At 45.5% G+C, this 24,835-nt stretch carries 24 protein-coding genes; 11 read left to right on the top strand and 13 right to left on the bottom strand.

Going from position 1 to position 24,835, the window contains the following annotated elements:
* Positions 1–3: 3 nt before the first annotated feature.
* From M0C34_RS20110 to lptM, 4 genes are read right to left on the bottom strand one after another with little or no spacing between them, the layout of a single operon-like run.
* A complete protein-coding gene (locus tag M0C34_RS20110) occupies positions 4–708 on the bottom strand; it encodes a DUF484 family protein (protein ID WP_248713432.1) in 705 nt (234 codons plus the stop codon).
* Positions 705–1,535 carry a diaminopimelate epimerase gene (gene dapF, locus M0C34_RS20115; protein WP_248713433.1) on the bottom strand — a complete coding sequence of 277 codons (831 nt, stop codon included), beginning with the start codon at positions 1,533–1,535 and terminating at the stop codon, positions 705–707. The genes M0C34_RS20110 and dapF overlap by 4 nt, the downstream gene beginning before the upstream one ends.
* 5 nt (positions 1,536–1,540) lie before the next feature.
* A complete protein-coding gene (gene lysA / locus M0C34_RS20120; RefSeq protein ID WP_248713434.1) occupies positions 1,541–2,794 on the bottom strand; it encodes a diaminopimelate decarboxylase in 1,254 nt (417 codons plus the stop codon).
* A gap of 28 nt (positions 2,795–2,822) precedes the next feature.
* Positions 2,823–2,960, bottom strand: coding sequence for an LPS translocon maturation chaperone LptM (gene lptM / locus M0C34_RS20125; protein ID WP_248713435.1), 138 nt, complete (start codon positions 2,958–2,960; stop codon positions 2,823–2,825).
* A 74-nt stretch (positions 2,961–3,034) separates the two neighbouring features.
* Here lptM and cyaY point away from each other — a divergent pair, with 74 nt between their 5' ends.
* Positions 3,035–3,358, top strand: coding sequence for an iron donor protein CyaY (gene cyaY / locus M0C34_RS20130; RefSeq protein ID WP_371923142.1), 324 nt, complete (start codon positions 3,035–3,037; stop codon positions 3,356–3,358).
* A 31-nt stretch (positions 3,359–3,389) separates the two neighbouring features.
* Here the strand turns inward: cyaY and M0C34_RS20135 are convergent, their stop codons facing one another.
* Positions 3,390–5,864, bottom strand: a complete 2,475-nt coding sequence (locus M0C34_RS20135; RefSeq protein ID WP_248713437.1) for a class I adenylate cyclase — start codon at positions 5,862–5,864, stop codon at positions 3,390–3,392.
* A 252-nt stretch (positions 5,865–6,116) separates the two neighbouring features.
* Between M0C34_RS20135 and hemC the strand changes: the two genes are divergently transcribed.
* The 4 genes from hemC to M0C34_RS20155 are packed head-to-tail and all read left to right on the top strand — an operon-like array spanning position 6,117 to position 10,133.
* Positions 6,117–7,040 (top strand): hydroxymethylbilane synthase, encoded by a 924-nt coding sequence (hemC, locus tag M0C34_RS20140; RefSeq protein ID WP_371923097.1) that lies wholly within the window; start codon positions 6,117–6,119, stop codon positions 7,038–7,040.
* A 9-nt stretch (positions 7,041–7,049) separates the two neighbouring features.
* A complete protein-coding gene (locus tag M0C34_RS20145) occupies positions 7,050–7,817 on the top strand; it encodes a uroporphyrinogen-III synthase (protein ID WP_248713438.1) in 768 nt (255 codons plus the stop codon).
* Positions 7,804–8,964: a uroporphyrinogen-III C-methyltransferase gene (locus M0C34_RS20150; RefSeq protein WP_248713439.1), complete on the top strand. Its 1,161-nt coding sequence runs from the start codon at positions 7,804–7,806 to the stop codon at positions 8,962–8,964. Before M0C34_RS20145 ends, M0C34_RS20150 begins: the two co-directional genes overlap by 14 nt.
* Complete coding sequence (locus tag M0C34_RS20155) at positions 8,964–10,133, top strand: heme biosynthesis HemY N-terminal domain-containing protein (protein ID WP_248713440.1); 1,170 nt, start codon at positions 8,964–8,966, stop codon at positions 10,131–10,133. The genes M0C34_RS20150 and M0C34_RS20155 overlap by 1 nt, the downstream gene beginning before the upstream one ends.
* 179 nt (positions 10,134–10,312) lie before the next feature.
* Here M0C34_RS20155 and fre read toward each other — a convergent pair whose 3' ends face one another.
* The 6 genes from fre to trxA form a co-directional block, all read right to left on the bottom strand.
* Entirely contained in the window at positions 10,313–11,008 is a 696-nt protein-coding gene (fre, locus tag M0C34_RS20160) for an NAD(P)H-flavin reductase (RefSeq protein ID WP_248713441.1), read from the bottom strand.
* A gap of 4 nt (positions 11,009–11,012) precedes the next feature.
* Positions 11,013–11,285, bottom strand: a complete 273-nt coding sequence (locus M0C34_RS20165) for a 2Fe-2S iron-sulfur cluster-binding protein (protein WP_248713442.1) — start codon at positions 11,283–11,285, stop codon at positions 11,013–11,015.
* Positions 11,285–12,751, bottom strand: a complete 1,467-nt coding sequence (ubiD, locus tag M0C34_RS20170) for a 4-hydroxy-3-polyprenylbenzoate decarboxylase (RefSeq protein WP_248713443.1) — start codon at positions 12,749–12,751, stop codon at positions 11,285–11,287. Before ubiD ends, M0C34_RS20165 begins: the two co-directional genes overlap by 1 nt.
* Positions 12,752–12,926: 175 nt before the next feature.
* A complete protein-coding gene (locus M0C34_RS20175; protein ID WP_248713444.1) occupies positions 12,927–13,829 on the bottom strand; it encodes a hypothetical protein in 903 nt (300 codons plus the stop codon).
* A 38-nt stretch (positions 13,830–13,867) separates the two neighbouring features.
* Entirely contained in the window at positions 13,868–15,133 is a 1,266-nt protein-coding gene (gene rho, locus M0C34_RS20180) for a transcription termination factor Rho (RefSeq protein WP_248713445.1), read from the bottom strand.
* Positions 15,134–15,336: 203 nt separating this feature from the next.
* Positions 15,337–15,663 carry a thioredoxin TrxA gene (gene trxA, locus M0C34_RS20185; RefSeq protein WP_248713446.1) on the bottom strand — a complete coding sequence of 109 codons (327 nt, stop codon included), beginning with the start codon at positions 15,661–15,663 and terminating at the stop codon, positions 15,337–15,339.
* Between the two features lie 194 nt (positions 15,664–15,857).
* On the opposite strand from trxA, the gene rhlB reads away from it, so the two are divergent.
* Together rhlB and gppA are read left to right on the top strand one after the other, a co-directional pair.
* A complete protein-coding gene (rhlB, locus tag M0C34_RS20190) occupies positions 15,858–17,150 on the top strand; it encodes an ATP-dependent RNA helicase RhlB (RefSeq protein ID WP_248713447.1) in 1,293 nt (430 codons plus the stop codon).
* 19 nt (positions 17,151–17,169) lie between these two features.
* A complete protein-coding gene (gppA, locus tag M0C34_RS20195) occupies positions 17,170–18,657 on the top strand; it encodes a guanosine-5'-triphosphate,3'-diphosphate diphosphatase (RefSeq protein ID WP_248713448.1) in 1,488 nt (495 codons plus the stop codon).
* Positions 18,658–18,662: 5 nt separating this feature from the next.
* Here gppA and M0C34_RS20200 read toward each other — a convergent pair whose 3' ends face one another.
* Entirely contained in the window at positions 18,663–19,454 is a 792-nt protein-coding gene (locus tag M0C34_RS20200; protein ID WP_248713449.1) for a type 2 periplasmic-binding domain-containing protein, read from the bottom strand.
* A 282-nt stretch (positions 19,455–19,736) separates the two neighbouring features.
* Between M0C34_RS20200 and purE the strand changes: the two genes are divergently transcribed.
* The 4 genes from purE (at position 19,737) to M0C34_RS20220 (ending at position 23,494) form a co-directional block, all read left to right on the top strand.
* Positions 19,737–20,234 carry a 5-(carboxyamino)imidazole ribonucleotide mutase gene (purE, locus tag M0C34_RS20205; RefSeq protein WP_248713450.1) on the top strand — a complete coding sequence of 166 codons (498 nt, stop codon included), beginning with the start codon at positions 19,737–19,739 and terminating at the stop codon, positions 20,232–20,234.
* A 14-nt stretch (positions 20,235–20,248) separates the two neighbouring features.
* A complete protein-coding gene (gene purK, locus M0C34_RS20210) occupies positions 20,249–21,325 on the top strand; it encodes a 5-(carboxyamino)imidazole ribonucleotide synthase (protein WP_248713451.1) in 1,077 nt (358 codons plus the stop codon).
* Between the two features lie 145 nt (positions 21,326–21,470).
* Entirely contained in the window at positions 21,471–22,550 is a 1,080-nt protein-coding gene (locus M0C34_RS20215; protein WP_248713452.1) for a GGDEF domain-containing protein, read from the top strand.
* 44 nt (positions 22,551–22,594) lie between these two features.
* Entirely contained in the window at positions 22,595–23,494 is a 900-nt protein-coding gene (locus M0C34_RS20220) for a DMT family transporter (RefSeq protein WP_248713453.1), read from the top strand.
* Here M0C34_RS20220 and M0C34_RS20225 read toward each other — a convergent pair.
* Entirely contained in the window at positions 23,491–24,792 is a 1,302-nt protein-coding gene (locus M0C34_RS20225; protein WP_248713454.1) for a YfiM family lipoprotein, read from the bottom strand. The two genes, M0C34_RS20220 and M0C34_RS20225, sit on opposite strands and share 4 nt — an antisense overlap.
* Between the last annotated feature and the right edge of the window lie 43 nt (positions 24,793–24,835).

Raw genomic sequence — 24,835 nt, forward strand, 5'->3', positions numbered from 1 at the left:
CGCTTATGGCTCTTGTTTCAATGGCACTAAACGTATCAATAAGCTGGCGATTACCTGGCAGAGTTGGGTAAGTAATAAACTATCCATACCAGCCACGTAGTGGTCTGCATCGCGGCTCGCCGCAATGAAAAAGCCTAACTCAGCATTGTGGCCTAACGGCATCATTGCCACTGAGGCTATATCGTCAGTGTGCTCAAACAATAGCTCCAATTCTCCTTTAGTCATACGACCAAAATAGTGAGGCTGATGACTTAAACGAGTTACCCGTACTCGCTCGATTTGCTCATGCTCTAAACCATATTCATCAGTTAAATCACCCGACGCAAACAAGCTTTTACTCAAGCGTAAAGACACTCTTTCTACACCTAAGTCATCCACAAGCGCACGGCTTAAACGATGCTGTAATTCGGCAAAAGAATCACAGGCCATTAAATCCGGTAATAAATCTACATATACGTTGTAAATGCGTTCATTAAGACTAGCGACGGCCATTAAGTCGGTGATTTCTTGTTCGAGGTTGAGCACTTTGTCGCGCAACCGCTGTACTTGTAACTCGACTAAAGACACCGCCCCTTTCTCTTTATGTGGCAAACGCAATTGCTTTACTAAGCTGGGGTGACGCATAAAGAAATCAGGATTATCTAATAAGAACTCCACCACCAAGGTTTCGTCAATTAGCAAGGGTTGAGACAGATCGAACTCACTCATAAATGCACCTGACCATCAAACACCATGACTGCAGGGCCAGTCATTTTCACTGGTTTACCTTCTCCCTGCCATTGAATGCGTAAGCGTCCACCGGGTAAATCAACATTCACATTTTCAGCTAATTTACCTTGCTGACGCCCAACAACAACCGCCGCACACGCCCCCGTACCACAAGCAAGCGTTTCACCAACACCACGCTCATAAACACGTAGTTTAATGTTGTTCTCGTCGATAATTTGGCTGAAACCTACATTCACTTTTTGCGGAAATCGCTCATGTTTCTCTAAGCTTTTTCCTAGCGTGTCTAAAGGCGCTTGAGTGATGTCATCGACATCGATAACACAATGTGGATTGCCCATAGAGACCACACCGGCAAAAACGGTTTGCTCTTCACCCCTTAAGATGTAGGTTTTTTCTGCTTTTTTAGCGCGAAAAGGGATTTTACTTGGTTCAAACTCTGGCACCCCCATATTCACGGTGATCTGGCCATCACTCTCGACATGCAAGACGATTTTCCCCGACTTGGTACTCACCCCAATACTGCGTTTATTAGTAAGGCCTTTACTCACCACAAAGCGGGCAAAACAACGGGCGCCATTACCACACTGCTCAACTTCACTGCCATCGGCATTAAAAATTCGATAGTGAAAATCTAAATCTGGATCATAGGGTGGCTCAACCACTAAAAACTGGTCAAAGCCAATACCAAAATTACGATCTGCCAGACGGCTAATCACTTCTTGGTTAAAAAACACATTTTGGGTGACATTGTCGATAACCACAAAGTCATTACCCAAGCCGTGCATTTTAGTAAAGTTTACTAACATTATTTTTATCCTTTAGGCAACAGCGTTTCGCCGGCCCAAAGAGACTCGAGGACTTCACGCTCACGCACAATATGCGCGCTATCACCGTCAACCATCACTTCGGCTGCTCGACAACGAGAGTTATAATTTGAGCTCATGGTAAAGCCATACGCGCCAGATGAGCGCACTGCGATATAGTCGCCCGCTTCAATGGCTAATTCGCGGTCTTTACCTAAGAAATCGCCAGTCTCACAAATAGGCCCCACCACATCATAGCTAGTCGCGATAAGTTCAGGACGCTTAATCACTGGCACAATACGTTGCCAAGCGCTATATAAAGACGGACGCAACAAATCGTTCATCGCAGCATCAACAATGGCAAAATTTTTACTGTCTGACATTTTTAAGAATTCAACTTTAGACACTAAAATACCCGCATTGGCCATAATGGCACGGCCAGGTTCAAACAGTAGCTTTAATTTTCGGTCACCTAAGCGTTCAGCTAGAGCGCTAGCATAATCTGCAGGCTCGGGTGGGGTTTCATCGTCGTAATTAACGCCTAAGCCCCCACCGACATCAAGGTGCTCAATCACAATGCCCTGCTCGGCAAGCTGGTCGATTAAAGCCAGTAATTTATCGATAGCTTCGACAAAGGGCGATATTTCGGTTAGCTGCGAGCCAATATGGCAATCTAGACCTACGACATTCAACGACGGTAAATCCGCGGCATAAGCATAGGCGGCGGCAGCTTTTTCAATCGCGATACCAAATTTGTTTTCTTTTAATCCGGTAGAGATATAAGGGTGTGTGCCAGCATCAATATCTGGGTTAATACGTAATGAAATAGGCGCTACTTTGCCTAAACCTTGAGCCACTTTACTGATTCGATCTAGCTCAGGCTCAGATTCTACGTTAAAACAGTAGATACCGTGATTGAGCGCATCGGTAATTTCTTGCTCGGTTTTACCCACACCTGAAAAGACCACTTTAGCAGGATCACCCCCCGCCTTTATGACTCTTGCCAGTTCACCACCAGATACAATATCAAAGCCAGAGCCCATTCGCGCCATCACATTAAGTACCGCTAAGTTTGAATTAGCCTTTACTGCGTAACAGATCATGTGTGGACGTTTACCCGCCGCTTTGTCAAAGGCTTGCCAATGACGCTCAATCGTGGCGCGTGAATATACGTACAAAGGTGTACCGTAAGTGCTGGCTAAGTCAGCTACCGAGCATTGTTCTGCGTTTAATTGCTCGTTTTGATAACTAAAGAAATCCAATGATCTGTCCTTTTTTGTGTTGCAGTGCTTACTCTGTAGGTTCTGCTTGTGCGGGGGCCGCCGGGGTATTTTCCGGTGTCGCTTGCGGGTGAGTAAGAGGTCCTTTTTGACCGCAAGCACTAAGCCCAATACTCAGCAAAATAACAGCTATTGCCTGTTTGTTCATGATAAAGCCATGATTCTTTTTTGAATGCCCTCTATAATCCGCATTCGAAGCAAGAAAAGCAATAGGACAGGATGATTGTGATGAATGATAGTCAATATCACCAACTGGTGGATAATGCCTTTGAAAAGATCGAAACGACCACGGATAGCGATGACTTCGATATTGAATGTGATGTTAATGGTGGCGTGCTTACCTTAGAGTTTGAAAATCGTTCTAAAATGGTAATCAACAAACAAGAGCCATTACATCAGCTTTGGTTGGCGACTAAATTTGGTGGCTTCCATTTTGAGTGGCATGAAGATCAAGGCTTGTGGATTTGTAATAGGAGCGGCGTAGAGTTTTGGTCATTCTTAACAGAATCGATTACTAAGCAGAGTGGCGAACAGCTGTCTTTCTAAGCATGCGACCCAGTAGCAGCACAATTAATTGTTAGCTGCTACGATATGACTTAACTTGCCACTGCCCTTCGACAACAACAATGTCGTAGAACTGAGGCAAGTTAAAGTTTATCACCTCATTACGAGTACCATATTGCTCTCGAGAAGAGGTGTAAAACCGATTAATTCCTTGCACTAATTCTTCTTTACTCCCTTCAAAATCTTGATACATCTCAATACGGTTGTGTTCATCAACAATATAGATGTTAAAACCAGTATTAAGATTTTCAAAGAAGTACTGTACCAATCCTTCGCTAGCATGCGCTTCTACAACGTTAGGTACTTTTTTGGTGTTTCCCGCGTTTAACTGCAAAGGCATACGTTGTAGTTTGTTATTAGAAAGCTGACGATAAAACTCTACGCCATTTTCTAATTTTTTAACCGATACGCCACGGTCTTCAATGAACAAGCCGTATTTGTCTCTACCTAATACAATGGTTTTTACAATGCGTTTATCCAAGGGTTGTAAGCGACTCTGAATACTCTCAACTAACAAGGTTTTAAAGTTACTACATATCTGTTCACGCAAGTTTTCACTGTAGCAAAATACGTCAATGTGCTCGGGAACATTGGCATCACGGTGCATCTTGCCCAATACGGTCGTTAAGGCATCAACCACCGCACTATCGCCCTTAAAATGTAGGGTTCTAATCTCATTCCAAGTATTGCGGTAGACCAGATCAACTGAGCCCACTAAACAATCAGAGTCTCGACCAAAACTAAATACGTCAGTAGCAGTAGCATCAAACTCGATCACTTTACCCGCCCATTTAGCGGTAGGATCTTTCTCTAAATTGATGAATACCCCTAAATGGCGTATTTCACAAGGACGCGTTAAGGCCGTATTACTGGCCGCATCAACATTGACTGGAAAAGCTCGGCGTAAGTCTTCAGCAAACTGTTTTAGCGTCTCAAGATTCAAATCACCTTGGTGTTTATGCAAACTTAACTGGGTTTGGTCGGTTTTAAGTTGATTAAAGTAGCTCCAGGCCATCAATTTAGAAATATAGCTGGCGTGCTCAAGTGGAGCTTGTCCGACAATCGATAAACCAGTAAGAGGCTGTTTATATAAGTACCAACCTTCAGCGCAGCTTCGCCCCTTGGGAACATGAATAAAGCTGAGATTTTCCTCTGATAAATCGGGAGAAATTTGCGGATTAATCAGGGTCACTTTGCCCGGCAAGCTTTCAAAGGCCGCATACAACTTACGTGACAATATGCCGATATCTTCAGGGTTAATTGACTCACTAATATCGTTACGGCGGGCAAAGCGAATCAAGTTTCGGTAACTTAGCATGAGTGCGTCGAGTAATTCACTGTGCGCTTGGCGAACATCTTGTACTTTCCAAGCACGGCGCAGATTAAGGTGCTCAATTTTATGTTGTGGCCAATCCCATTGCTTAACGAGCTTAGCCATGAAGCGCTGTTGCCAAGTTAACGAGCGCACGTCAACTAAATCACTCGGTAAGGGACTACATTCGCAGTTTTTCAGATAGAAACAGCGCCTAACCAAATCCAAGCGGGCGCTATCTTTAATTGATTCAAGATACTTGGTTACCTTATCCAACATCAGATAGTAAGCATCATGTTCTAGTGCAAAGGTTTGGTCTTGCTGCATGAGGCGTTTGGCTTCTACCGCCAATAAACTTGGCCTTGGGTAATCCGCCGAATACGCTTCCATTAGCAATGTTTTTAATACCGCTTTATAGGGCGAGTCGATACCCTTGTAAAGTTGCCATAAGCCAGAGCCAAAATACTCTTCTGCCGGAATGGTATCTAAGCCACCTAAATCTAACCACTCTTGATGATTAAATACACCTAACTCGAACTGATCAGCCACAAAACTCTCATAGCTCTGCTCCAAATTAGTGGGAACGGCAAACCAGACCAACTGTTTACCGGCAAGCGGTAACGCGGTGCGATAAAATTCATCCAGCAATAACAGGTGTTGAGCACTGCCACAATTGTCTTTAGACAGCTCGCTGATAGAACCGGTCTTAAATTGGTTTTCTTCAACCATGAAGAAATTAAGCTCAACCCCTTGGTGGGCGGCCCAAGAAGAAATCTGTGCGCACTTTTCAGTGAGTAAGGCGACGCGTTCCACTGCTAAGTCGGCATTGTGACAAACCCAAATATCCAAATCGCTTGATTCAGTTTGCCCCACCGTGGCGGTACTCCCCATAGAGTACAGGCCTAAAATTTCACACTGATTAGGTTGTTCAGGGCTACATAAGAAGTGTTGCTGTAAATAAATGGCGTGCCGAGCACTAGGCTCAAATTGACAAACACCACTAGGTACTTGCCCTTCAATAAACCCAGGTACGCAAGGATGCGAATAATGCAGCATCAACGGCAACAGCTCAAATACCTGCTGAACAGCGGCAGGCATGGTCTGCAATGCGAGTTGCTTACGGTGCTGATTTGATCGCGTCACCTTCTCTAATAGAGAGGCAATTGTTTCTTGCAAAGTTTTTATTACCTGTGGCTTAGTGGGTTAATATTGACTGAATTTCAGTGATAACAAAATGTGATCATCTTAACAGTTAGTATAATACCGGTAAATACAAACGCACAATTTTTGTGCGTATATTTAGACTAGTACTAATTGTTGTAACTCAAAGAGATAGTCTTTACTCAACCATCCCTGTTAGTAATGCTTGCTTGGGCTAAAAACTATCCAGTGGTACTATTTGTTACCCAAATCAAGAGGTTTATTCCAGTGAAGAAAGTGAGAATCGCAACTCGCAAGAGCCCTTTAGCTATGTGGCAAGCCCACTTTGTTAAATCAGAGTTAGAACGTCACCACCCCAGTTTAACCGTTGAACTTTTAGCGATGAGTACTCGAGGCGACAAGATTCTAGATACTCCCTTAGCCAAAATTGGTGGTAAAGGACTATTCATTAAGGAGTTAGAGGTGGCCATGCTGGATGGCTTGGCCGACATTGCGGTGCACTCGATGAAAGATGTACCGATGGAATTTCCGCAAGGTTTGGGCTTGCATTGTATTTGCCAACGAGAAGATCCTCGTGATGCCTTCGTCAGCAATCACTACGCCACCTTAGATGCATTACCACAAGGGGCGATTGTTGGAACCTCTAGCCTACGTCGTCAATGCCAACTCAAAGCGCAGCGCCCAGACCTAACCATTAAAGACTTGCGTGGCAATGTGAATACTCGCCTAGCAAAATTAGATGCCGGGGAGTTTGATGCCATCATTCTGGCCAGTGCCGGACTGATTCGCTTAGAAATGGCCGAACGGATCAGCGCGTATATCGAGCCCGAGCAAATTTTACCTGCCGGCGGACAAGGCGCTGTAGGTATCGAATGTCGCAGTGACGATAGCGAATTACTCGCTTTGCTTGCCCCGCTAAATCACCTAGCTACTGCAATGAGAGTGAGTGCTGAACGAGCAATGAACCGTCGTTTAGAGGGGGGATGTCAGGTGCCTATTGGTTGTTACGCCGAGCTAGAAGGTGAGCAATTATTTGTTCGCGGTTTGGTCGGGGCGATAGATGGCTCTCAAATCATTGAAAAGCAGCTTCGAGGGGCCTGTAAAGACGCCGAGCAGATCGGTTTAGCCTTAGCTGAAGAACTATTAGAAGCCGGTGCCGCGCCCATCTTACAGGCGGTCTACCAAAAATAAGGATGCCTAGTGCAAGTACTTGTTACTCGACCTAAGCCGCACAACCAACAATGTGTCAAAACGCTTCAAGCTTTTGGCTACTCGGCTGTTGCGGCTCCTATGGTAGATATTAAAGCCAGCCAACAACTGGCTCAATTAAACACGATACTTGCAGCTGACAGTACTGTCGACTTAGTCATTGCGGTCAGCCAATATGCGGTTGAGTCCTGCCAACAGTTTGTCCAACAACAGCGACTAAATTGGCCAAGCTCATTACAATATTTAGCGGTTGGAAAAGCCACCGCTGAATGTTGGCAACAATATGGCGTTAAGGCCTTAGTTCCTGCACGACAAGATAGTGAAGGTATGTTGCAACTGATTGACCAACAATTGCAGGGGGTGACTCGAGCCACTATCTTACGTGGACAACAAGGTCGCGAATGGCTAGCGCAAAAACTACAAGCCAAAGGCATAGAGGTGAGCTATGTTACTTGTTACCAAAGAAATTTAATTAGTTACTCAGAGCAACAACTTGAACATTGGCGCTCACAGATCAACACTATAATTGCTACTAGTGGTGAAATTTTGAAACACCTTACTACCCTTACTAGTACACCAATGCAACGAGCTTGGCTTAAAGGCGTTACTTTATTGGTGCCAAGTCAGCGTTTGCTTGAATACGCGAAGAGTTTGGGTTTTGTGCACATTGTATTGTGCGAAGGCGCATCAGATATGGCTTTTATTAACGCATTAGCGCAGATATCGTCATCGGCAAGGAATAAAAATGACCAAAGATAAACAATCAGATAGCCAAACCAAGGCTACTCCCTCTAATGATTCAACGGCCACTAATACCCATGCCGCAGCGCCTGAGCTAGCGTCCCCTGCAACATCGAACGACTCAGGAGACAAAACAGCTAAACTACTGGCGATTATTGCGATTATTCTTAGTATTGCAATGGCCATAGGCTTATATTGGCATGGCCATCAGTTCCGCGAGCACTCAGAGACCCAAATTCAGCTAATGAAAACCAGCCTAGCGGCCAAAGAGCAAAATTTAATTAGTGGTGTGAGTTCAAATAAAAGCCAGCTCAGTAATATCGATGACAAACTGGCAGAGCAGCAACAAGCCTACGTTGCTTTGCAAGCTCAGTTAGCATTAACCGAGCAAAACCGCAAAACCATTGAGCGCCAATTAGCACTGCTGAATATTAAAGATGCTAATCATTGGCGACTCAATGAAGCCAACTACTTACTAAAGTTAGCCGCACACAAGTTATGGCTAGAACAGGATCCCGCCACAGCCATCGCTCTGTTGTTAGAAGCCGATAGCAGTATTAACAACGCCGATGACCCTCATCTGTTGCCGCTTCGTCGTGCCATAAATAACGATATTCAATTGCTAAAAGCGATACCTTTGGTCGATAAAGATGGTATTGCCTTTCAGTTAGAGAGCATTTTGCATCAAGCCGAAAACCTCCAGCTAGCAGAAATTGAACTGCCAGAAGCCGTACAACAGCAGAATAATGAACTCAGTGCCGACAGTGCCGATTGGCAGGAAAATTTAAGTAAAAGCTGGCGCAAGTTTAGTGAAAACTTCATTACCGTGCGTCGCCGTGACGGCCAAGTTGAAGCCTTAATAGAACCTCAGCATGCTTGGTACTTAAAAGAGAACCTAAAGCTACAACTACAACAAGCCGAACAAGCGCTATTTCGTTCCCACGGGGAGCTCTTCAAAGCTAAGCTGCAACGCGCTGAACTTTGGGTGACGGATTTTTTCATTCAAAACAGTCAAGCTCAAGCGATGATTGCAGATTTGCAGCAACTGCAGCAACTGAACATTGTCGATAAGTTACCGGAACAACTCTCTAGCTTAAGCGCAGCCGAGCAAGCCATTAAAGATCGCCAACAACGGCTATTACCTTCTTTAGGGGAGGGCGAGTAATGTTTAAAATACTTATCCTGCTAGTGTGCATTGCCATTGGCTTATCCCTCGGCCCGCAACTCGCGGGAAATAAAGGATACGTACTGATTGCCTTTGACAATTACACCATCGAAATGTCGGTAACCAGTGCTATTTTCCTCAGTTTTATCTGTTTCTGTGTGTTGCTACTTAGTTTATGGTTGGCTCGATGGTTATGGCTAAGTGTCTCTCGCAGCGGCAACTGGTGGGGCCAACGACGCAAACAAAAAGCCATTAGTAACACCCAACAAGGCATGCTGGCGATGATGAGAGGTGATTATCAAAACGCAGAAAAATTAGTCAGTAAAGGGGCCAGTTTTAGTGATGCTCCTGCATTAAACTATTTAGCCGCCGCCGAGGCAGCTCAGGAGCAAGGCCAAGATAAGAAGCGCGACCAATATTTGGAGCAAGCCAATAAAACATCAAACAATGAGTCGGCAGTACTGATTACGCAAGCTCGCCTGCAAATCAAGCAGCAAAACTTCCAAGCTGCGCTGAACAGTATCGAGCAATTACCACATGAAAGTATCAAGCAAGCGCCAGTAAAACGTATGCTGTTACAAATATTGCCCCAATTATCGCTTTGGCAACGCTATATTGACTTGTTACCGCTTGCCGCCAAGGCAGAATTGATTGACGCGGCCCACTATCACAGCGAGCTATCAACCAGCTATCAAGCATTATTCTTGCAGCTGGCTAATAGCAGGGGCTCAGAGGCCGTCGCTGAGCACTGGAATACCATGCCACGCAAGCAGAAAAAATCGATGACCATTGCGGCTGCCGCATGCCAAGCCTTAATTACCTCTGGTGATAACACAGCTGCGTATCAATTACTCGGTGATTTACTGAATAAACACGCCGATAAAGAACTACTAGCAGTGGCTGCAGAATTACATTTAGCTGATCCTCATCCGCTACAACAGCAACTCAGCGGCTTGCTTCGTAAACACCCTAATAATACAGCGCTATTAAACCTTATTGCTCAGTTACATATGCAACAACAACAATGGCAAGAAGCGAAAAAATACTATGAAGAGAGTATGCAAATAGCAGCCACTAGCGAGTGTTATAAAGGCTTAGCTGAAACCTGTCGCCAATTAGACGATCCTGAACAGGCAATTCATTACTACCGCCAAGCGTTGGCCATTTAGCAAGGGCTTAGCGAGACGACGTAAAGGTGTGGCAAAGATAAAAAAGCAAAATGGCGAGCTAAGCTCGCCATTTTTATACCCGCGAAGGTGCAGTAATGAGTGATTCAAATTACAACATTCACAGCACTATTCGCCTCTATTTTCGCCCTTACAATACTGAGCGAATAAGTGGCAAAGTATTAGATGAACTCGTAAGCATCACCATGTAATTGGTCTAAGGGTAAACCTTGCTGAGTAAAAGCAGTACGCGCTACATCGGCCATCTCAAAACGACCAGCAATATAAACCTCTAAGCCACTCATATCGGCAAAGTCTTCTAATACCGCTTCATGTACTAAACCTTTTTTCCCTGTCCACTGTGGCATAGCTTGTTCAAGCACAGGAACAAAAGTGACTTGATCAAGTTCAGCCCATTGATAGGCAAGTTCGTGTAAGTACAGGCCGCCTAAATTACGGCCACCCCAATACAAATAGATCTCGCGATCTTGTTCGCTATCCACAATATGTTCAACGATAGACTTAGCGTAAGAAAAGCCGGTTCCACCAACCATAATTAGGATCGGCCGTTGGCTTGATTCATCAAAACCCGCATGACCAAAAGGCATTTCCACCTCAATTTCACCGCTAATTTTTAACTTGTCGATGACTTGGCGGGCATAAGGGTTGCCTTCAGGGGCGCCAATATGTAATTCGTAAACCCCCGCCTGCTCTGGCGAACTGGCCAGAGAAAATGGTCGTTTATCATCTTCAGCCATTACTATCTGTAGATACTGGCCCGCCACAAATCCTTGTGGCTCAGATGGCTCTAATTCTACATTAAAAATGTCATCCAAGATCGGCGAGACCGATGCAACCTTGCAACTAATGCGCTTCATACTTTCACCCTTCTAAACTGATATAGAGATCTGTTTCTGCACTCGCTAAGCAGCCCGCAAACCATCCTTGGGTTTGCTCGGCTTCGCTTAGCATTGGCGCCATTCCATGGTAACTCACTGTGCCTGATATACATCGGGCTAAGCAGCTTAAGCAAGCACCTTGACCACATCTATATGGCCATTTTACTCCCTGCCTTGTCGCTGCATTTAGGAGTGTTTCTTGCGGTTCAACCCAGAAAACGGTTTGCCCCATTTCGACTTTATAGCTCTTTGCCACTAGTCTATGCCTAATTGCTGCCAAATACTATCCACTCTCTGCTTCACTTCTGGAGCCATTTCAATCACTTCCCCCCACTCTCGATTAGTTTCACCGGGCCATTTATTGGTCGCATCGAGACCCATTTTTGAACCCAAGCCAGACACCGGCGAGGCAAAATCTAAATAATCAATGGGAGTATGGTCTATTAACGTAGTATCTCGGCTAGGATCCATACGTGTGGTGATAGCCCATATTACATCCTGCCAAGAACGCGCGTTGATATCATCATCACAAACAATAACAAACTTGGTATACATAAACTGGCGTAGATATGACCAAACCCCAAGCATTACCCGCTTAGCATGACCAGGGTATTGTTTCTTAATCGTTATCACCGCCATCCGATAAGAACACCCTTCGGGTGGCAAATAAAAATCAACAATTTCTGGAAACTGCTTTTGTAGAATTGGAACAAATACTTCATTTAAGGCAACGCCTAATACAGCGGGCTCGTCGGGCGGCCGCCCCGTATAAGTACTATGGTAAATAGGGTCTTTTCGCATCGTCATATGGGTAATCGTAAACACCGGAAATTCGTCTACTTCGTTATAATAGCCGGTGTGATCACCGTAAGGGCCCTCGGGCGCATTTTCATTCGGCTCCAAATATCCCTCAAGCACTATTTCAGCACTCGCTGGTACTTCCAAATCATTACTAATACACTGCACGGTTTCGGTTCTTCCGCCCCGTAATAAGCCGGCAAAGGCGTATTCTGATAAGGTATCAGGGACCGGAGTTACCGCCCCCAAAATAGTGGCAGGATCAGCGCCCAAAGCAACCGCTACAGGGTAGGGTTTACCAGGGTTAAGTTCTTGAAACTCTCGAAAATCAATAGCTCCACCACGGTGTGACAACCAACGCATGATAAGTTTGTTTTTAGCCAACTTTTGCTGTCGATAGATACCCAAGTTTTGGCGTTTCTTATAGGGGCCCCGAGTAATAGTCAGCCCCCAGGTAACCAGTGGTGCAACGTCTCCAGGCCAGCAGTGTTGAATAGGCAATTTGTCTAAATCAACCTCCTCGCCACTCCATACAATTTCCTGGCATGGCGCCGAACGCAGCTTTTTAGTGGGCATATTAAGAACTTGTTTGAATATAGGCAGTTTTTCCCACAGTTCTTTCAAACCTTTTGGTGGCTCAGGCTCTTTTAGGTAAGACAGCCAAGTACCCACCTCGCGCAAGGCTGATACAGAGTCTTGCCCCATCCCTAAAGCCACGCGTTCTGGAGTGCCAAAAAGATTGCCCAACACCGGCATGCTGTGACCTTTAACATTTTCGAACAATAAAGCAGGGCCACCCGCTTTTAAAGTTCGATCGCATATTTCGGTCATTTCTAACTCGGTAGACACTTCAACGGTAATACGTTTTAGCTCTCCGCGCTTCTCCAGCAAGCCAATAAAGTCTCTTAAATCTTTATATTTCATTACATTAACCCAAGGTCGATTGGTCTTTCTTTCACCGCTGCGGTGAAGTCATTAATAGCTTTTAAACAAGACGAAAATGAAAAATATGCTTATTCTACATCAATATAGAACAACGCTGCAGACTAACCAAGGGTTCACTAAGCCTAATGAATAGCGCCTATGCGGTGCCTTTAGATTACCGAGATTGCATCTCAATCATCACAATTGCAGCCAACTCTTTATGCTCAGAATCACGGAATTGCTCCAAAATAAACTGAGCAGCGGGCGGGTAAACTCTGCCTAAGCGGGCAATCGCGCTATACGCAAAATAGAGTAATTCTGGATTATCCGCTGCATCCATGAGTATCTCAAAGGCCAGTTCAGGCGGCATTTGTAAACGCACCCACTCTAGCAACGAGACACTGTATTGATCCATAGGTAAGCGCAATACTTCGGCAATAGCTTCAGGCGTAGCGATACCCAAGGCTAACGCCACCACCACACTGTTATCAGGGAAAAATAACTTCCCTGGCATTGCTTTCTTCACATAGTGTAACTGTTCAGAATTCAATTGCGAAAAGGCTCTCTTTAGATCAAGCTGCTGCGCTAAAATAAGGGGGTTATTCCGCCTGAACACCAAAGACCACTGGAAATCATCACGCAGTAATTCGGTTAAATACAGTTGAGAGCGTTCCGCTGAAACTTGATTGAGAATTAAGCTTCTGGCTAAGGCCGGATAATCATAACTAGGTCGAATCACTTCGTAACCATCGATCACCGCAGCTTCTCTTACCAATGGCCGCTCTGAAGCTAACTCCAATAACCAATTTTTTAAAGTTTGGTCTGGAATATGCTGATTTAAATGCAAGTAGCGCAAGCTTTCAAACAGCAAGGCTTCACGGTGTTCAGCTCTTAAATTGGGAAGTAAGTCGATGACCCAGGCGGGTTGGTTTTGCATTAAAGCATCAACACTGCGCCGTAAAATCATGTTTGGCACTTGCTGATCGATAGCGTCGGCAGGCAGATTGGGACCTTGCTGCTCAGAATGAGCAAACAAGCTTAAGTTTAAACCTAAAACGAGTAGAAGATATTTCATCATCAGAAATAAAACTGGCCGTATTAACGGCCAGTTTAAAATTATTTCTTCTGCGCTTTCATCGCATCAAAAAAATCATCATTGGTCTTACTCATAGAGAGTTTATCAATTAGGAATTCCATCGCGCTGGTTTCATCCATTGGATGAACAATCTTCCGCAATATCCACATTTTCTGCAGTTCATCGGCACTAGTAAGCAACTCTTCGCGACGAGTACCAGAGCGATTAATGTCGATAGCTGGGTAAACACGTTTTTCTGCAATCTTACGGCTCAAGTGCAGTTCCATGTTACCGGTACCTTTAAACTCTTCGTAGATAACTTCGTCCATTTTTGAACCGGTATCTACCAACGCGGTAGCAATAATGGTTAAACTACCACCTTCTTCTACGTTACGGGCCGCACCAAAGAAACGCTTTGGACGGTGTAAAGCGTTAGCGTCTACACCACCGGTTAATACCTTGCCTGAAGAAGGAATAACGGTGTTGTAAGCGCGCGCCAAACGAGTAATAGAATCAAGTAAGATGATAACGTCTTTCTTGTGTTCAACTAGACGTTTAGCTTTTTCAATTACCATTTCTGCCACTTGAACGTGACGGCTAGCGGGCTCATCAAAGGTCGAAGCAATCACTTCGCCGCGAACCAAACGCTGCATTTCAGTCACTTCTTCAGGGCGCTCATCGATCAGCAATACAATAAGCTCACACTCTGGGTGATTAAATGCCACGTTTTGCGCAATGTTTTGTAGCAACATGGTTTTACCCGCTTTTGGCGGAGCAACAATCAAACCACGTTGGCCTTTACCAATCGGAGAGGCTAAATCTAAAACACGAGCGGTAATATCTTCGGTAGAACCATTACCACGCTCCATACGCATACGCTTGGTTGCATGCAGTGGAGTGAGGTTTTCAAATAAGATTTTATTACGCGAGTTTTCTGGTTTGTCGTGGTTAACTTGACCGATTTTTAATAAAGCAAAGTAACGCTCGCCTTCTTTAGGTGGGCGAATTTTACCTTCTACCGTATCACCGGTACGTAAGTTAAATCGACGGATTTGGCTAGGCGAAACATAAATATCATCAGGACCAGCTAAGTAAGAACAGTCGGCGCTACGTAAGAAGCCAAAACCATCCTGCAAAATTTCCAGTACACCATGACCAAAAATCGCTTCGCCGCTTTTCGCGTGAGCTTTTAAGATCGAAAAGATAATATCTTGCTTGCGCAAACGTGCCAGATTTTCTAAGCCCATTGATTCACCTAGGGTAATCAATTCATGGACCGGGGTATTTTTTAGCTCAGTTAAATTCATAATGATGGGGTTTCAGTTTTTATCGAAAAAGGCTGACGGCAGCTTGAGTGAGATAAAATAGAGATGCTTACTCGACTGTCTAATCGGCCAAGGGATAGCCTATAAAAAAACGGGCGTAGGAAAATTCGAAAATAAAATTAGCACTATTGTGGAGAAAGATCCAGCAAAAGCAGGCAACGAATGTCGACCTGCTCACATAGTTGTTACAGGTTTTCGTCCAAAAACGCGGTCAACTGCGCTTTAGACAAGGCGCCAACCTTGGTCGCCGCTACTTTGCCATCTTTAAATAACAACAAAGTTGGGATGCCTCGAATACCGAATTTTGGCGGTGTGCCCGCATTTTGGTCAATATTCAATTTGCCCACTGTGACTTTACCGGCATATTCGTCAGCAACTTCATCTAGGATCGGTGCAATCATTTTACACGGTCCACACCACTCAGCCCAGAAGTCAACCAGTACAGGTGTGCTTGCATTTAGTACGTCTGCCTCGAAACTGTCGTCGCTCAGCTGAACCAATTTGTCGCTCATGTCTTACTCCAAATATTTTCTGCTATCTATATAGATAATTTACCTGACTATTTGAAATCATCCGACCAATGAATGCAAGCCCAAGCTCATTCCAAGGGAATCTAAGCTAGCTTCAATTAACATAAGTAATTGAAGCAAGCATTAAAAGTAAATCTGGTACTGGTAGTGCAACTTAGCTGTGATATGCTTACGCAATGAGCAAAGCACATTTAACTGAACTACGATTCGCCGAATTAGGACTGCAAGATAAGGTATTAGAAGCCTTAGAGCAGCACGGCTATCACAATTGCACCCCGATCCAAGCGCAAAGCCTTCCCATCTTAACCACAGGTAAAGATATTGCAGGCCAAGCCCAGACCGGTACGGGGAAAACATTAGCCTTTTTAGTTGCCACGTTTAATCACCTGCTAATCACAGAAGTGCCCGAAACGCGCCAACAAAACCAACCAAGAGCGTTAATTCTCGCCCCGACTCGCGAACTGGCGATTCAAATTCATAACGATGCCCGCCTGCTAGCTAAAGCTACCGGCTTAAAGCTGGGTTTAGTTTATGGGGGAGAAGGTTACGCTAGCCAACGCGCCACTTTAGATGAAGGTGTTGATATTCTAATCGGAACAACCGGCAGAATGATTGACTACTTTAAGCAGGGCGCATTCAGCCTAAACAGTGTGCAAGCGCTGGTATTGGATGAAGCTGATCGAATGTTCGATTTAGGCTTTATTAAAGATATCCGCTATTTAATGCGTCGCATGCCAGAACCAAAACTACGTTTGAACATGCTGTTTTCCGCGACCTTATCTTTCAAAGTTAAAGAGCTCGCGTTTGAACACATGAACGAGCCTGAACATGTCATTGTTGAACCAGAACAAATGACGGGTGTTCGCATTAAAGAAGAACTTTTTTATCCTTCTAACGAAGATAAAATGGCCTTATTGCAAACCTTGGTTGAAGAAGATTGGCCAGAACGCGCCATCATTTTCGCTAATACCAAACATCGCTGTGAAGATATTTGGGGCCACTTAAGTGCCGACAAACATCGTGTAGGCCTTCTCACTGGTGATATTCCTCAGCGTAAACGCGTACAAATTCTAGAGCAATTTACAGAAGGTAAGTTAGATATTCTAGTCGCTACTGACGTAGCCGCTCGCGGCTTGCATATTCCTTCGGTAACGCATGTATTTAATTACGATTTACCCGACGATGCTGAAGATTATGTACACCGTATTGGTCGTACTGGACGCGCAGGCCTAAGCGGTCATGCCATTAGTCTTGCTTGTGAAGAGTATGTATTTAATTTGCCAGCCATTGAAGAATACATCAAACATACGGTGCCCGTTAGTCAATACGATAGTGAAGCATTGATCAGTGACTTACCCCGTGCCCAACGTATTCATAGAGCTAAAAATATGAATAACCGTAATGGCAGCAAAGGGCATAGTCGCAGTAATAGTAAACATTCGCATCAACGCCGCCCTAGGCAGCATTAAATAGACGCAAAGGATCTCCGTGTCAAAAGCTTCGCCCCTATATGCAGCCATTGATTTAGGTTCCAACAGCTTCCACATGTTAATCGTGCGGGAGCTGAGTGGCAGTGTGCAAACTATCGCTAAAGTGAAACGCAAAGTTCGCTTAGCGGCTGGTTTAGATGCGGACGATAAATTGGACCAAGCCGCGATGGTTCGCGGCTGGCAATGTCTCAGCTTATTTGCTGAACAGCTCCAAGACATTCCAGACGCCCAAATAAAAATAGTGGCTACAGCAACCCTGCGCCGAGCAACTAACGCCGAAGAGTTTTTGCTACAAGCAGAAAAAATCCTCAATCACAAAATCCATATCATTAGCGGTGAGACTGAAGCCAAAATTATTTATCGAGGGGTCGCGCATACCAGTAGTGGCAGCGGAAAACGTCTAGTGATAGATATTGGCGGCGCCAGCACCGAGCTCGTCGTAGGCGAACAAAGCGAAACCTTATTGCTAAATAGCTTAGATATGGGCTGCGTCACTTGGTTAAAGCGCTTTTTTCAAGATCAGCTCAGCGAGGCAAACTTTGTACAAGCCATTGCCGCAGCCAAGCAAGTGATAGATCCTGTGCTAAGTGATTATCGGCGCCTTGGCTGGCAATCTAGCTTAGGTGCGTCAGGCACCATTCAAGCACTACTAGAAATAGTGACCGCACAAGGCCTCGATGAACGCATCACTTACCCCAAGCTAAAAGCGATTCAGCAACAAGTCATCGATTGTGGCAGCGTGGAAAAACTCGAGATTCAGGGCTTGGGCGATGAGCGAAAACCAGTATTCGCTTCTGGTTTAGCCATTATTTTAGCTTTATTTGAAAGCTTGCAGATAGAAAGCTTAACATTAGCCGGAGGCGCTTTACGCGAAGGCTTGGTTTACAGCTTATTGAGCCAAAAAGAAACCAGTAGCGTTCGAGCTCGTACCGCTGAAAGCTTCGTAAAGCGTCACCGCATAGATAATGAACATGCAGAGCGAGTGGCCCATTGCGCCCTCAATATGGCCCAACAAACTAGCCCAAGTTTAAGTAATCGCGGTTTAAGTTTGCTGAAGTGGGCAGCGATGTTCCATGAAGTGGGTTTGAACATCGAGTTTAAAAAAGCACCTCAACATGCAGCTTATATTATTGACCATTCTGATTTACCAGGCTTTACCAGCGCTCAAAAACACTTTATATCAAGCTTATTATTGAATCAGCGTGGTGAGTGGCAAACCGGGCTTTTAGCTCAACAAAATGCCTTGGAAAACGCCGAAGCCATCGTATTAGCCAGATTACTGCGCATCGCTATCATTGTATGTATGCGACGAACTCAAGGTAGCGTACCTAAAATCACTTTGCTACAAACACAAGATAACTGGCAACTTTGCTTCCCGCCGACTTGGAACCAGCAACATCCGTTACGTGCAGCCGAATTGCAACACGAAGCAAAAGTTCAAACAGAAGCGGGCTACCCGTTGGGTATTATTGAAGCCTTATGTTAAACCCGCTACTTCGGTGTAGCTAAAGGTATCACCACCCGCTTACGATAATTCAGCAAATCAAAATCTTCTCGCCAAAATTCTTCAATCATTTTGTCCATTAAGCCACTATCAACCGCTTTTTCTAATGCTTGTTCTAATATGGGGGCTAATGTAGGGTCTTTACTACTCACATAAAACTGAAAATCTCGCTGATAATTTAACAACAAGTAGGGCTCAATCGCTAAGTAAGGATGCTGCAGAGACTCATTAATGATTTCAGTAAAGCCACGTGAAAAATAATCAATGCCACGCTTTTTATTCGCCACCATTTTGTATAAACGGCGCCACTCGCCGTCAACTTCGACTGTTGCTAACTGGTTGTGCTGCCACACCGCAACATCGAACCAATTTTTACCAAAGCCGCCGGTTTTATCTAGCGCTTTAAAATCATCTAAGTTAGACACAAAGCGATAGCTATCTACATCCGACTTCGGCACGAGTAACAGACGATGGCCAATTAGGCCGTTGGTCAAACCAATTTTAATTGGGGTGAAGGCTGGATCTTGATTTCGCTCCTCGGTGGCCAACAGCCACACCAAGCTCAATTGTCCATTGCGCAACATTGATTCCGCTCTCTTTTGCGGCAAATTAGACGACAAGATAATCTGCGGCTGATGACCCGCGTCCAATAGCGCTTGCTCTAGCAGCTCGTGGTAATAAATGTGTGAGTCATCGGAGTAAACCGGTAAATGCAATTCAACCGTTGCTGCGTATAAGGACTGAGAGACCAAGAATAGTAAGCCAACAATACATCGCATAATGCCTCCTGCATAAATAAGATTACTAGCTCCAGCTAGTACTCCACGCTTATTTAAAGATAGCCTATTTAGATGACATAAAAAGATCAGCCAAACACAAATTTTGCTGAAAATAGAGATAATGGCCTTTTAACTTATAATTTGGTCACTTTTAAGTTCAAGCGTTGCGCTAATATTGACCTTAGCAGGCGAGGCTGGCACACTGCGCCCGCGAGCAGTCAACATTTCGGTTACTGCCATAAAACGTGTTACCACTGTGCTATTTAAGTCGAGGAGAATACAATGCCACAACCACAAGTTGCCATCATCATGGGGTCAAAAAGCGATTGGCCAACCATGGAAAACGCCGCCGAAGTATTAGAACAATTAGGCGTAGAATTTGAGGTTGAAGTAGTTAGCGCTCACCGCACTCCCGACAAACTTATGGAATTCTCGGCCAACGCGGCTGACCGTGGTATCAAAGTGATTATTGGTGGTGCAGGCGGTGCAGCCCATTTACCAGGCATGGTTGCGTCGAAAACCCGTTTACCGGTATTAGGTGTTCCGGTTCAAAGCAAAGCCTTAAATGGCATGGACAGCTTACTGTCAATTGCCCAGATGCCTAAAGGCGTAGCAGTTGGCACCTTAGCCATTGGCACTGCGGGTGCTTATAATGCTGGCTTGTTTGCCGCGCAAATCTTGGCAACAACTAACCCACAACTAGCAGAGCGTATTGAAGCATTCCGCAGTGCGCAAACTGAATCGGTGTTAGCCCACCCAGATCCACGTGTAGCCGAGTAAGTTAGGTGAGTACAATGAACAAAATTTGGATCTTAGGTGCAGGTCAATTAGGCGCCATGCTTAAACATGCCGCTCAACCACTGAATATCGAGGTTCGTCCAGTGGAAACTGACGAAACCGACACCTTTGCTATCGCCAGCAACGACATCATTACGGTTGAGCGTGAGCACTGGCCCGTTACAGCAGCCACCGAGCAACTCACTCAGCACCCAAGTTTTCTCAATGGGCCTGCACTGGCGCAGTTAGCCGACCGTGCCAGTCAAAAGAAGCTCCTTGACTCTTTAGGTTTAGCCACCGCGCCGTGGGTTGATGTGAAACAAAAACACAGCGCCGAGCAACTGTTTGCCGAGCTCGGCGAGCGGGTATTGTTAAAACAGCGCTCTGGCGGCTACGACGGAAAAGGCCAACATTGGCTTAAGCAACAAGGTAGTGCCGAGCAACGCGCGATACCGCAAGAATGGTTAGACCATTGTATTGCCGAGCAAGCGATTAACTTTGACGAAGAAGTTTCGTTAATTGGCATGCGCCATGCTAATGGTGATACTGCTTTTTACCCTCTGGCTATTAATCAGCACCATGAAGGTATTTTGCTCGCTACCGTGTCACCTGTTGCTAGCAAAACGCCGCTGCAAGGCCAAGCAGAAACGATGCTTGGCAAGCTAATGGACGCGCTCGACTATGTCGGGGTGATGACCATGGAGTGCTTCCAGGTAGGTGATAAGCTATTAATAAACGAAATCGCGCCACGCGTTCACAATAGCGGACATTGGACTCAAGCGGGATCTAGCTTAAGTCAGTTTGAAGCGCATATTCGCGCCGTAGCAGACTTGCCCTTGGTTCAGCCCCTAGTGAAAACCCAAAGTGTAATGCTCAATCTGATTGGTGTTGAATATAATCAGCAATGGTTAAGCGTGCCGGGTATCGAAGTTTTTTGGTATGGCAAAGAGGTTCGCCCTGGTCGAAAAGTCGGTCATATCAACATTAGTATTGCCGACCGCCAGCAATTACTCACCAGCCTAGCGCAATTAGAACCGCTAATGACGCCTGTATATGCTGACGCGATAGCATGGCTAATTAATCACTTAGATTAAGCATTTGGCGGTGTAATTAGCGTTACACCGCCATTGACTGAGGCCACTAAGCAGCAATAGTCGGCAGTTTAAGCGGTTTCACATTTGTTTCACTTGATGTCTTATACACTAAGCATCTATTAAGTCGTAACTGTAAGGATCACGGTTGCTCAATAACATTCTCAACATTGGTACCCGTAAAGGACAGCGCCACGCCGTTCGCATGACCAATCTTTTCATTGTTATTGGCCTGCCTTTGTTGATCCTCAACGTTTTCGTACAAGCGCTCGAATTCAACATTACAGCCACTGAATTTTGGCTGATTAACGGCATAGTCATACTCGCTTACTGCGCCACTCTTTTGCTGAATTGGCTAAATCAAAATGAATTAGCACGCGCCTGGATGATCACGGTATTTGTTCTGGATATTACCCTCGCCTCAACCCGCTGGTTTGGCATTGAATCTCTTATATTCTTCCATCTGGTAATATTGTATCCGGTTGCCTTCTTACTTTGGCAAAACAAACCGTCCATTCGCAATGCTTTACTCGCCTTGATTAGCGTGGCCTTTTTTGCGGTATTTTACTGGCCAAGTGAGCCTATGTATCCCAGTAACATCGAGCAAAGGCATAGCTCAATGGCTTTGGTGTTTATCAATTGCGCCATTTTACTGAGTCTGGTTGCAAAACTGTTTTCTGTCGATACACAACGGGCACACAACCATCTGGCAAAACAAGCACGAATTGACCCTTTGACTAACATTTTGAATCGCCGAGAGCTAGAACGACAACTTGAGCAAGCATGTAGTTCTGTAGCGAGCATGGCCGTAATGTTGTTTGATATTGACAAGTTCAAAGCCATTAACGACCAACATGGCCACCATGCAGGCGACGAGGCACTAAAACACGTAGTGGCCACTATTCAAGAGGTGTTGCCCGAAGAGCTGATGTTCGCCCGCTTTGGGGGAGATGAGTTCTGTATTTTGTGGCCTAATTGCAAGCGGCCACAAGCACAGTATTTAGCGTTACAACTGGTTCAGCATGTCGCGAGTAAACCCTGGCAGCATCAGCAGCACCGGCACCGGCAGCGAATGACCATCAGTATGGGGCTCGCCTTTGACACACAGAGCCAACACCTTTCAAAATTGCTCATTGAGGCTGACCACGCCATGTACGCAGCCAAAGGTAAAGGGCGTAATACTTTTGTGGCAGCTTGGATTAAGCCTAAACACTCTGTACCCGCCTAGTGCCCTGCCAATGCTCTTTCTATATTTGCGATTAGGCCGCCACTTTGAACTATGAATGGTTAGCTCTATTAGCCGCAGCATTGTGGGCTTTTACTAGCTTAATTTCGGTGACACCAAGCCGCCAATTAGGCGCGTTCGCCTATAGTCGTTGGCGCATGGGACTGGTGAGCATCATGTTGCTTAGCGCGGCAGTTTTCAATAATCAGTGGCAAATGATTAGCATCGAGCAAGCTGGTTTATTCGCGCTGTCAGGCTTTGTGGGGGTATTTGTTGGCGATACCGCGTTATTCGCCTGCATGAATCGACTAGGGCCACGCCGCGCCAGTTTGTTATTTGCCTGCCATGCCGCTTTTTCGGCTTTTTTAGGCGTATGGTTATTTAACGAAGCGTTGTTTGGCTGGTCGCTACTCGGCGCAGCGTGTTTATTTTTGAGCGTAGTGCTGGCAGTCAGTTTTGGTCGCAAATCAGAGCAACACAGCTGGGAGACCATATCAGGCACGGTGAGTATTGCTGTCGCTCTAGGTTTAACCGCTGCGCTTTGTCAAAGCATCGGCACGGTCATGCTCAAACCCATGATGAGCAATCCTGAACTGGCACAAATTGACCCCGTTGCAGGCTCCGCTCTGCGTATGACCAGTGCGTTTGCTGCCCACTGGCTATTATGGCTCAGCGGTCACAAAATGGCGCGAGCGCAGGCCCCGCTAAGCAGGCCCTTGTTTTTAATGATAGCGAGCAATGGCTTTCTAGCGATGGCTGTCGGTATGACCTTAATGCTCTATGCTTTGCGCTATGGCGACTTATCTGTGGTAGCGCTATTGTCTTCTACCTCTCCGGTATTGGTGCTGCCGTTGCTTTGGATAGTGACTAAACAAGCCCCCACGCGTTCAGCATGGCTAAGTGCTAGCTTATGCCTTTTAGGGAGTGCCTTGCTAATATTTGCTTAGTCTTTTGGCGATTTAAAGGCCGCTAAATGAGCAATTCGCTGGTCAATAAAAAACACTTTTTGCTGGTATAGCTCCGAACTGGTGGAGCCGTATACTTGGCTAAACTGTTGTTCACTGATGCCTTCGGTAAGATCGTCAATTCGAGGGAAAAAAGCCTCCTCTGAATGAGCATGACGCATGACCGACAAAAACTGCTGGGCTTTATCGGCATTTCTCGCCGTTTCGGCGAACATAATGCCAGTGCGGTCTGCCGCTAGATCTGCAAAACTAAAACCACTGCCACCCTCAAGCGAGTCAAATAGCTCTTTAAACTCACCAATGGAAGCACTAAAACCTCGCTCTGCGGCTAAGCTCAAACCTGCTGAATATACAAAATGCAGCAATAGGTCTCTTCGCCCTGCAAGGGTTACGTTAGTGGGTGCAGCTTCTAAAATTATAGGCTGATCAAAGCGCTGCACCATCAGTTGCTGGAACGCCCCTTGACTAAAAAAAATGGCCATCGCCCACACTAAAGCTTGCTGCTCAGCGAGCACTTCACCTTGTTTCCCGCGGATTGCCGCATCAAAACTTAAAGGATACAAATAATCATAGAGGGAGATAGCTTGCCGCTGACCATATTGCCGCTTTAGCGTTGAAAGTTTTTGGTAATACACATCAACCGGTAAGTGATGACTGCTAGGGTTTTGCCACTGACTGATGTTTTTGTAGACACTCGCTACCCGTAAACCCAAATTGGCCATGGGTTGTAAAGTGACATCCAATTGCTGAGGGTTGACTTTAACACTAACAACACTGGCTAGTAGTTCTGCCACTTTTAGCTCAGGAAACAGGTGGGCTAATGCACCAGTAGCCAAAGACTGTGCAAAACTCCCCGGCAGCCGTAAACCGCCCAGCTGCCAGTCGCCTAAGCGCAACCCGTCTGCTGAAGACAATACCGTTATTTGGCTATTAATATAAGCACTGAAGACAGAATTAGGCAGGGCTAAACTGGCGCTAATCAGTAACTGTTGTGACTGGTATTCCGCTTCGGCATTGAGCCCCTTAAGCGCAGTAGAGGCCAAAGCTAATAAGCCCTGCATTTGCTGCTGGTTTAACTGTACCTCAATCACTTGTTGAGCACTGCGGTAGTGTGCAAGATTGGTTTTTAGCCACTGTTTAGATTCAGCAACCTGCCCAGCACTAACCGAAGCAGGGGCGTATACAGTGGCTTGTTTAGATAACGTTAACGCCAATAGCAACAATATACCCAGCAACAAAACCAGCGCTAAACCCAACAACGCAGCTAACAGTTTTCTCATAATGGCAAAGCCAAATCCCAAGCAGTGTTAATAGTGATCAATG

The sequence above is a fragment of the Agarivorans sp. TSD2052 genome (assembly GCF_023238625.1).
Lineage (GTDB): Bacteria > Pseudomonadota > Gammaproteobacteria > Enterobacterales > Celerinatantimonadaceae > Agarivorans.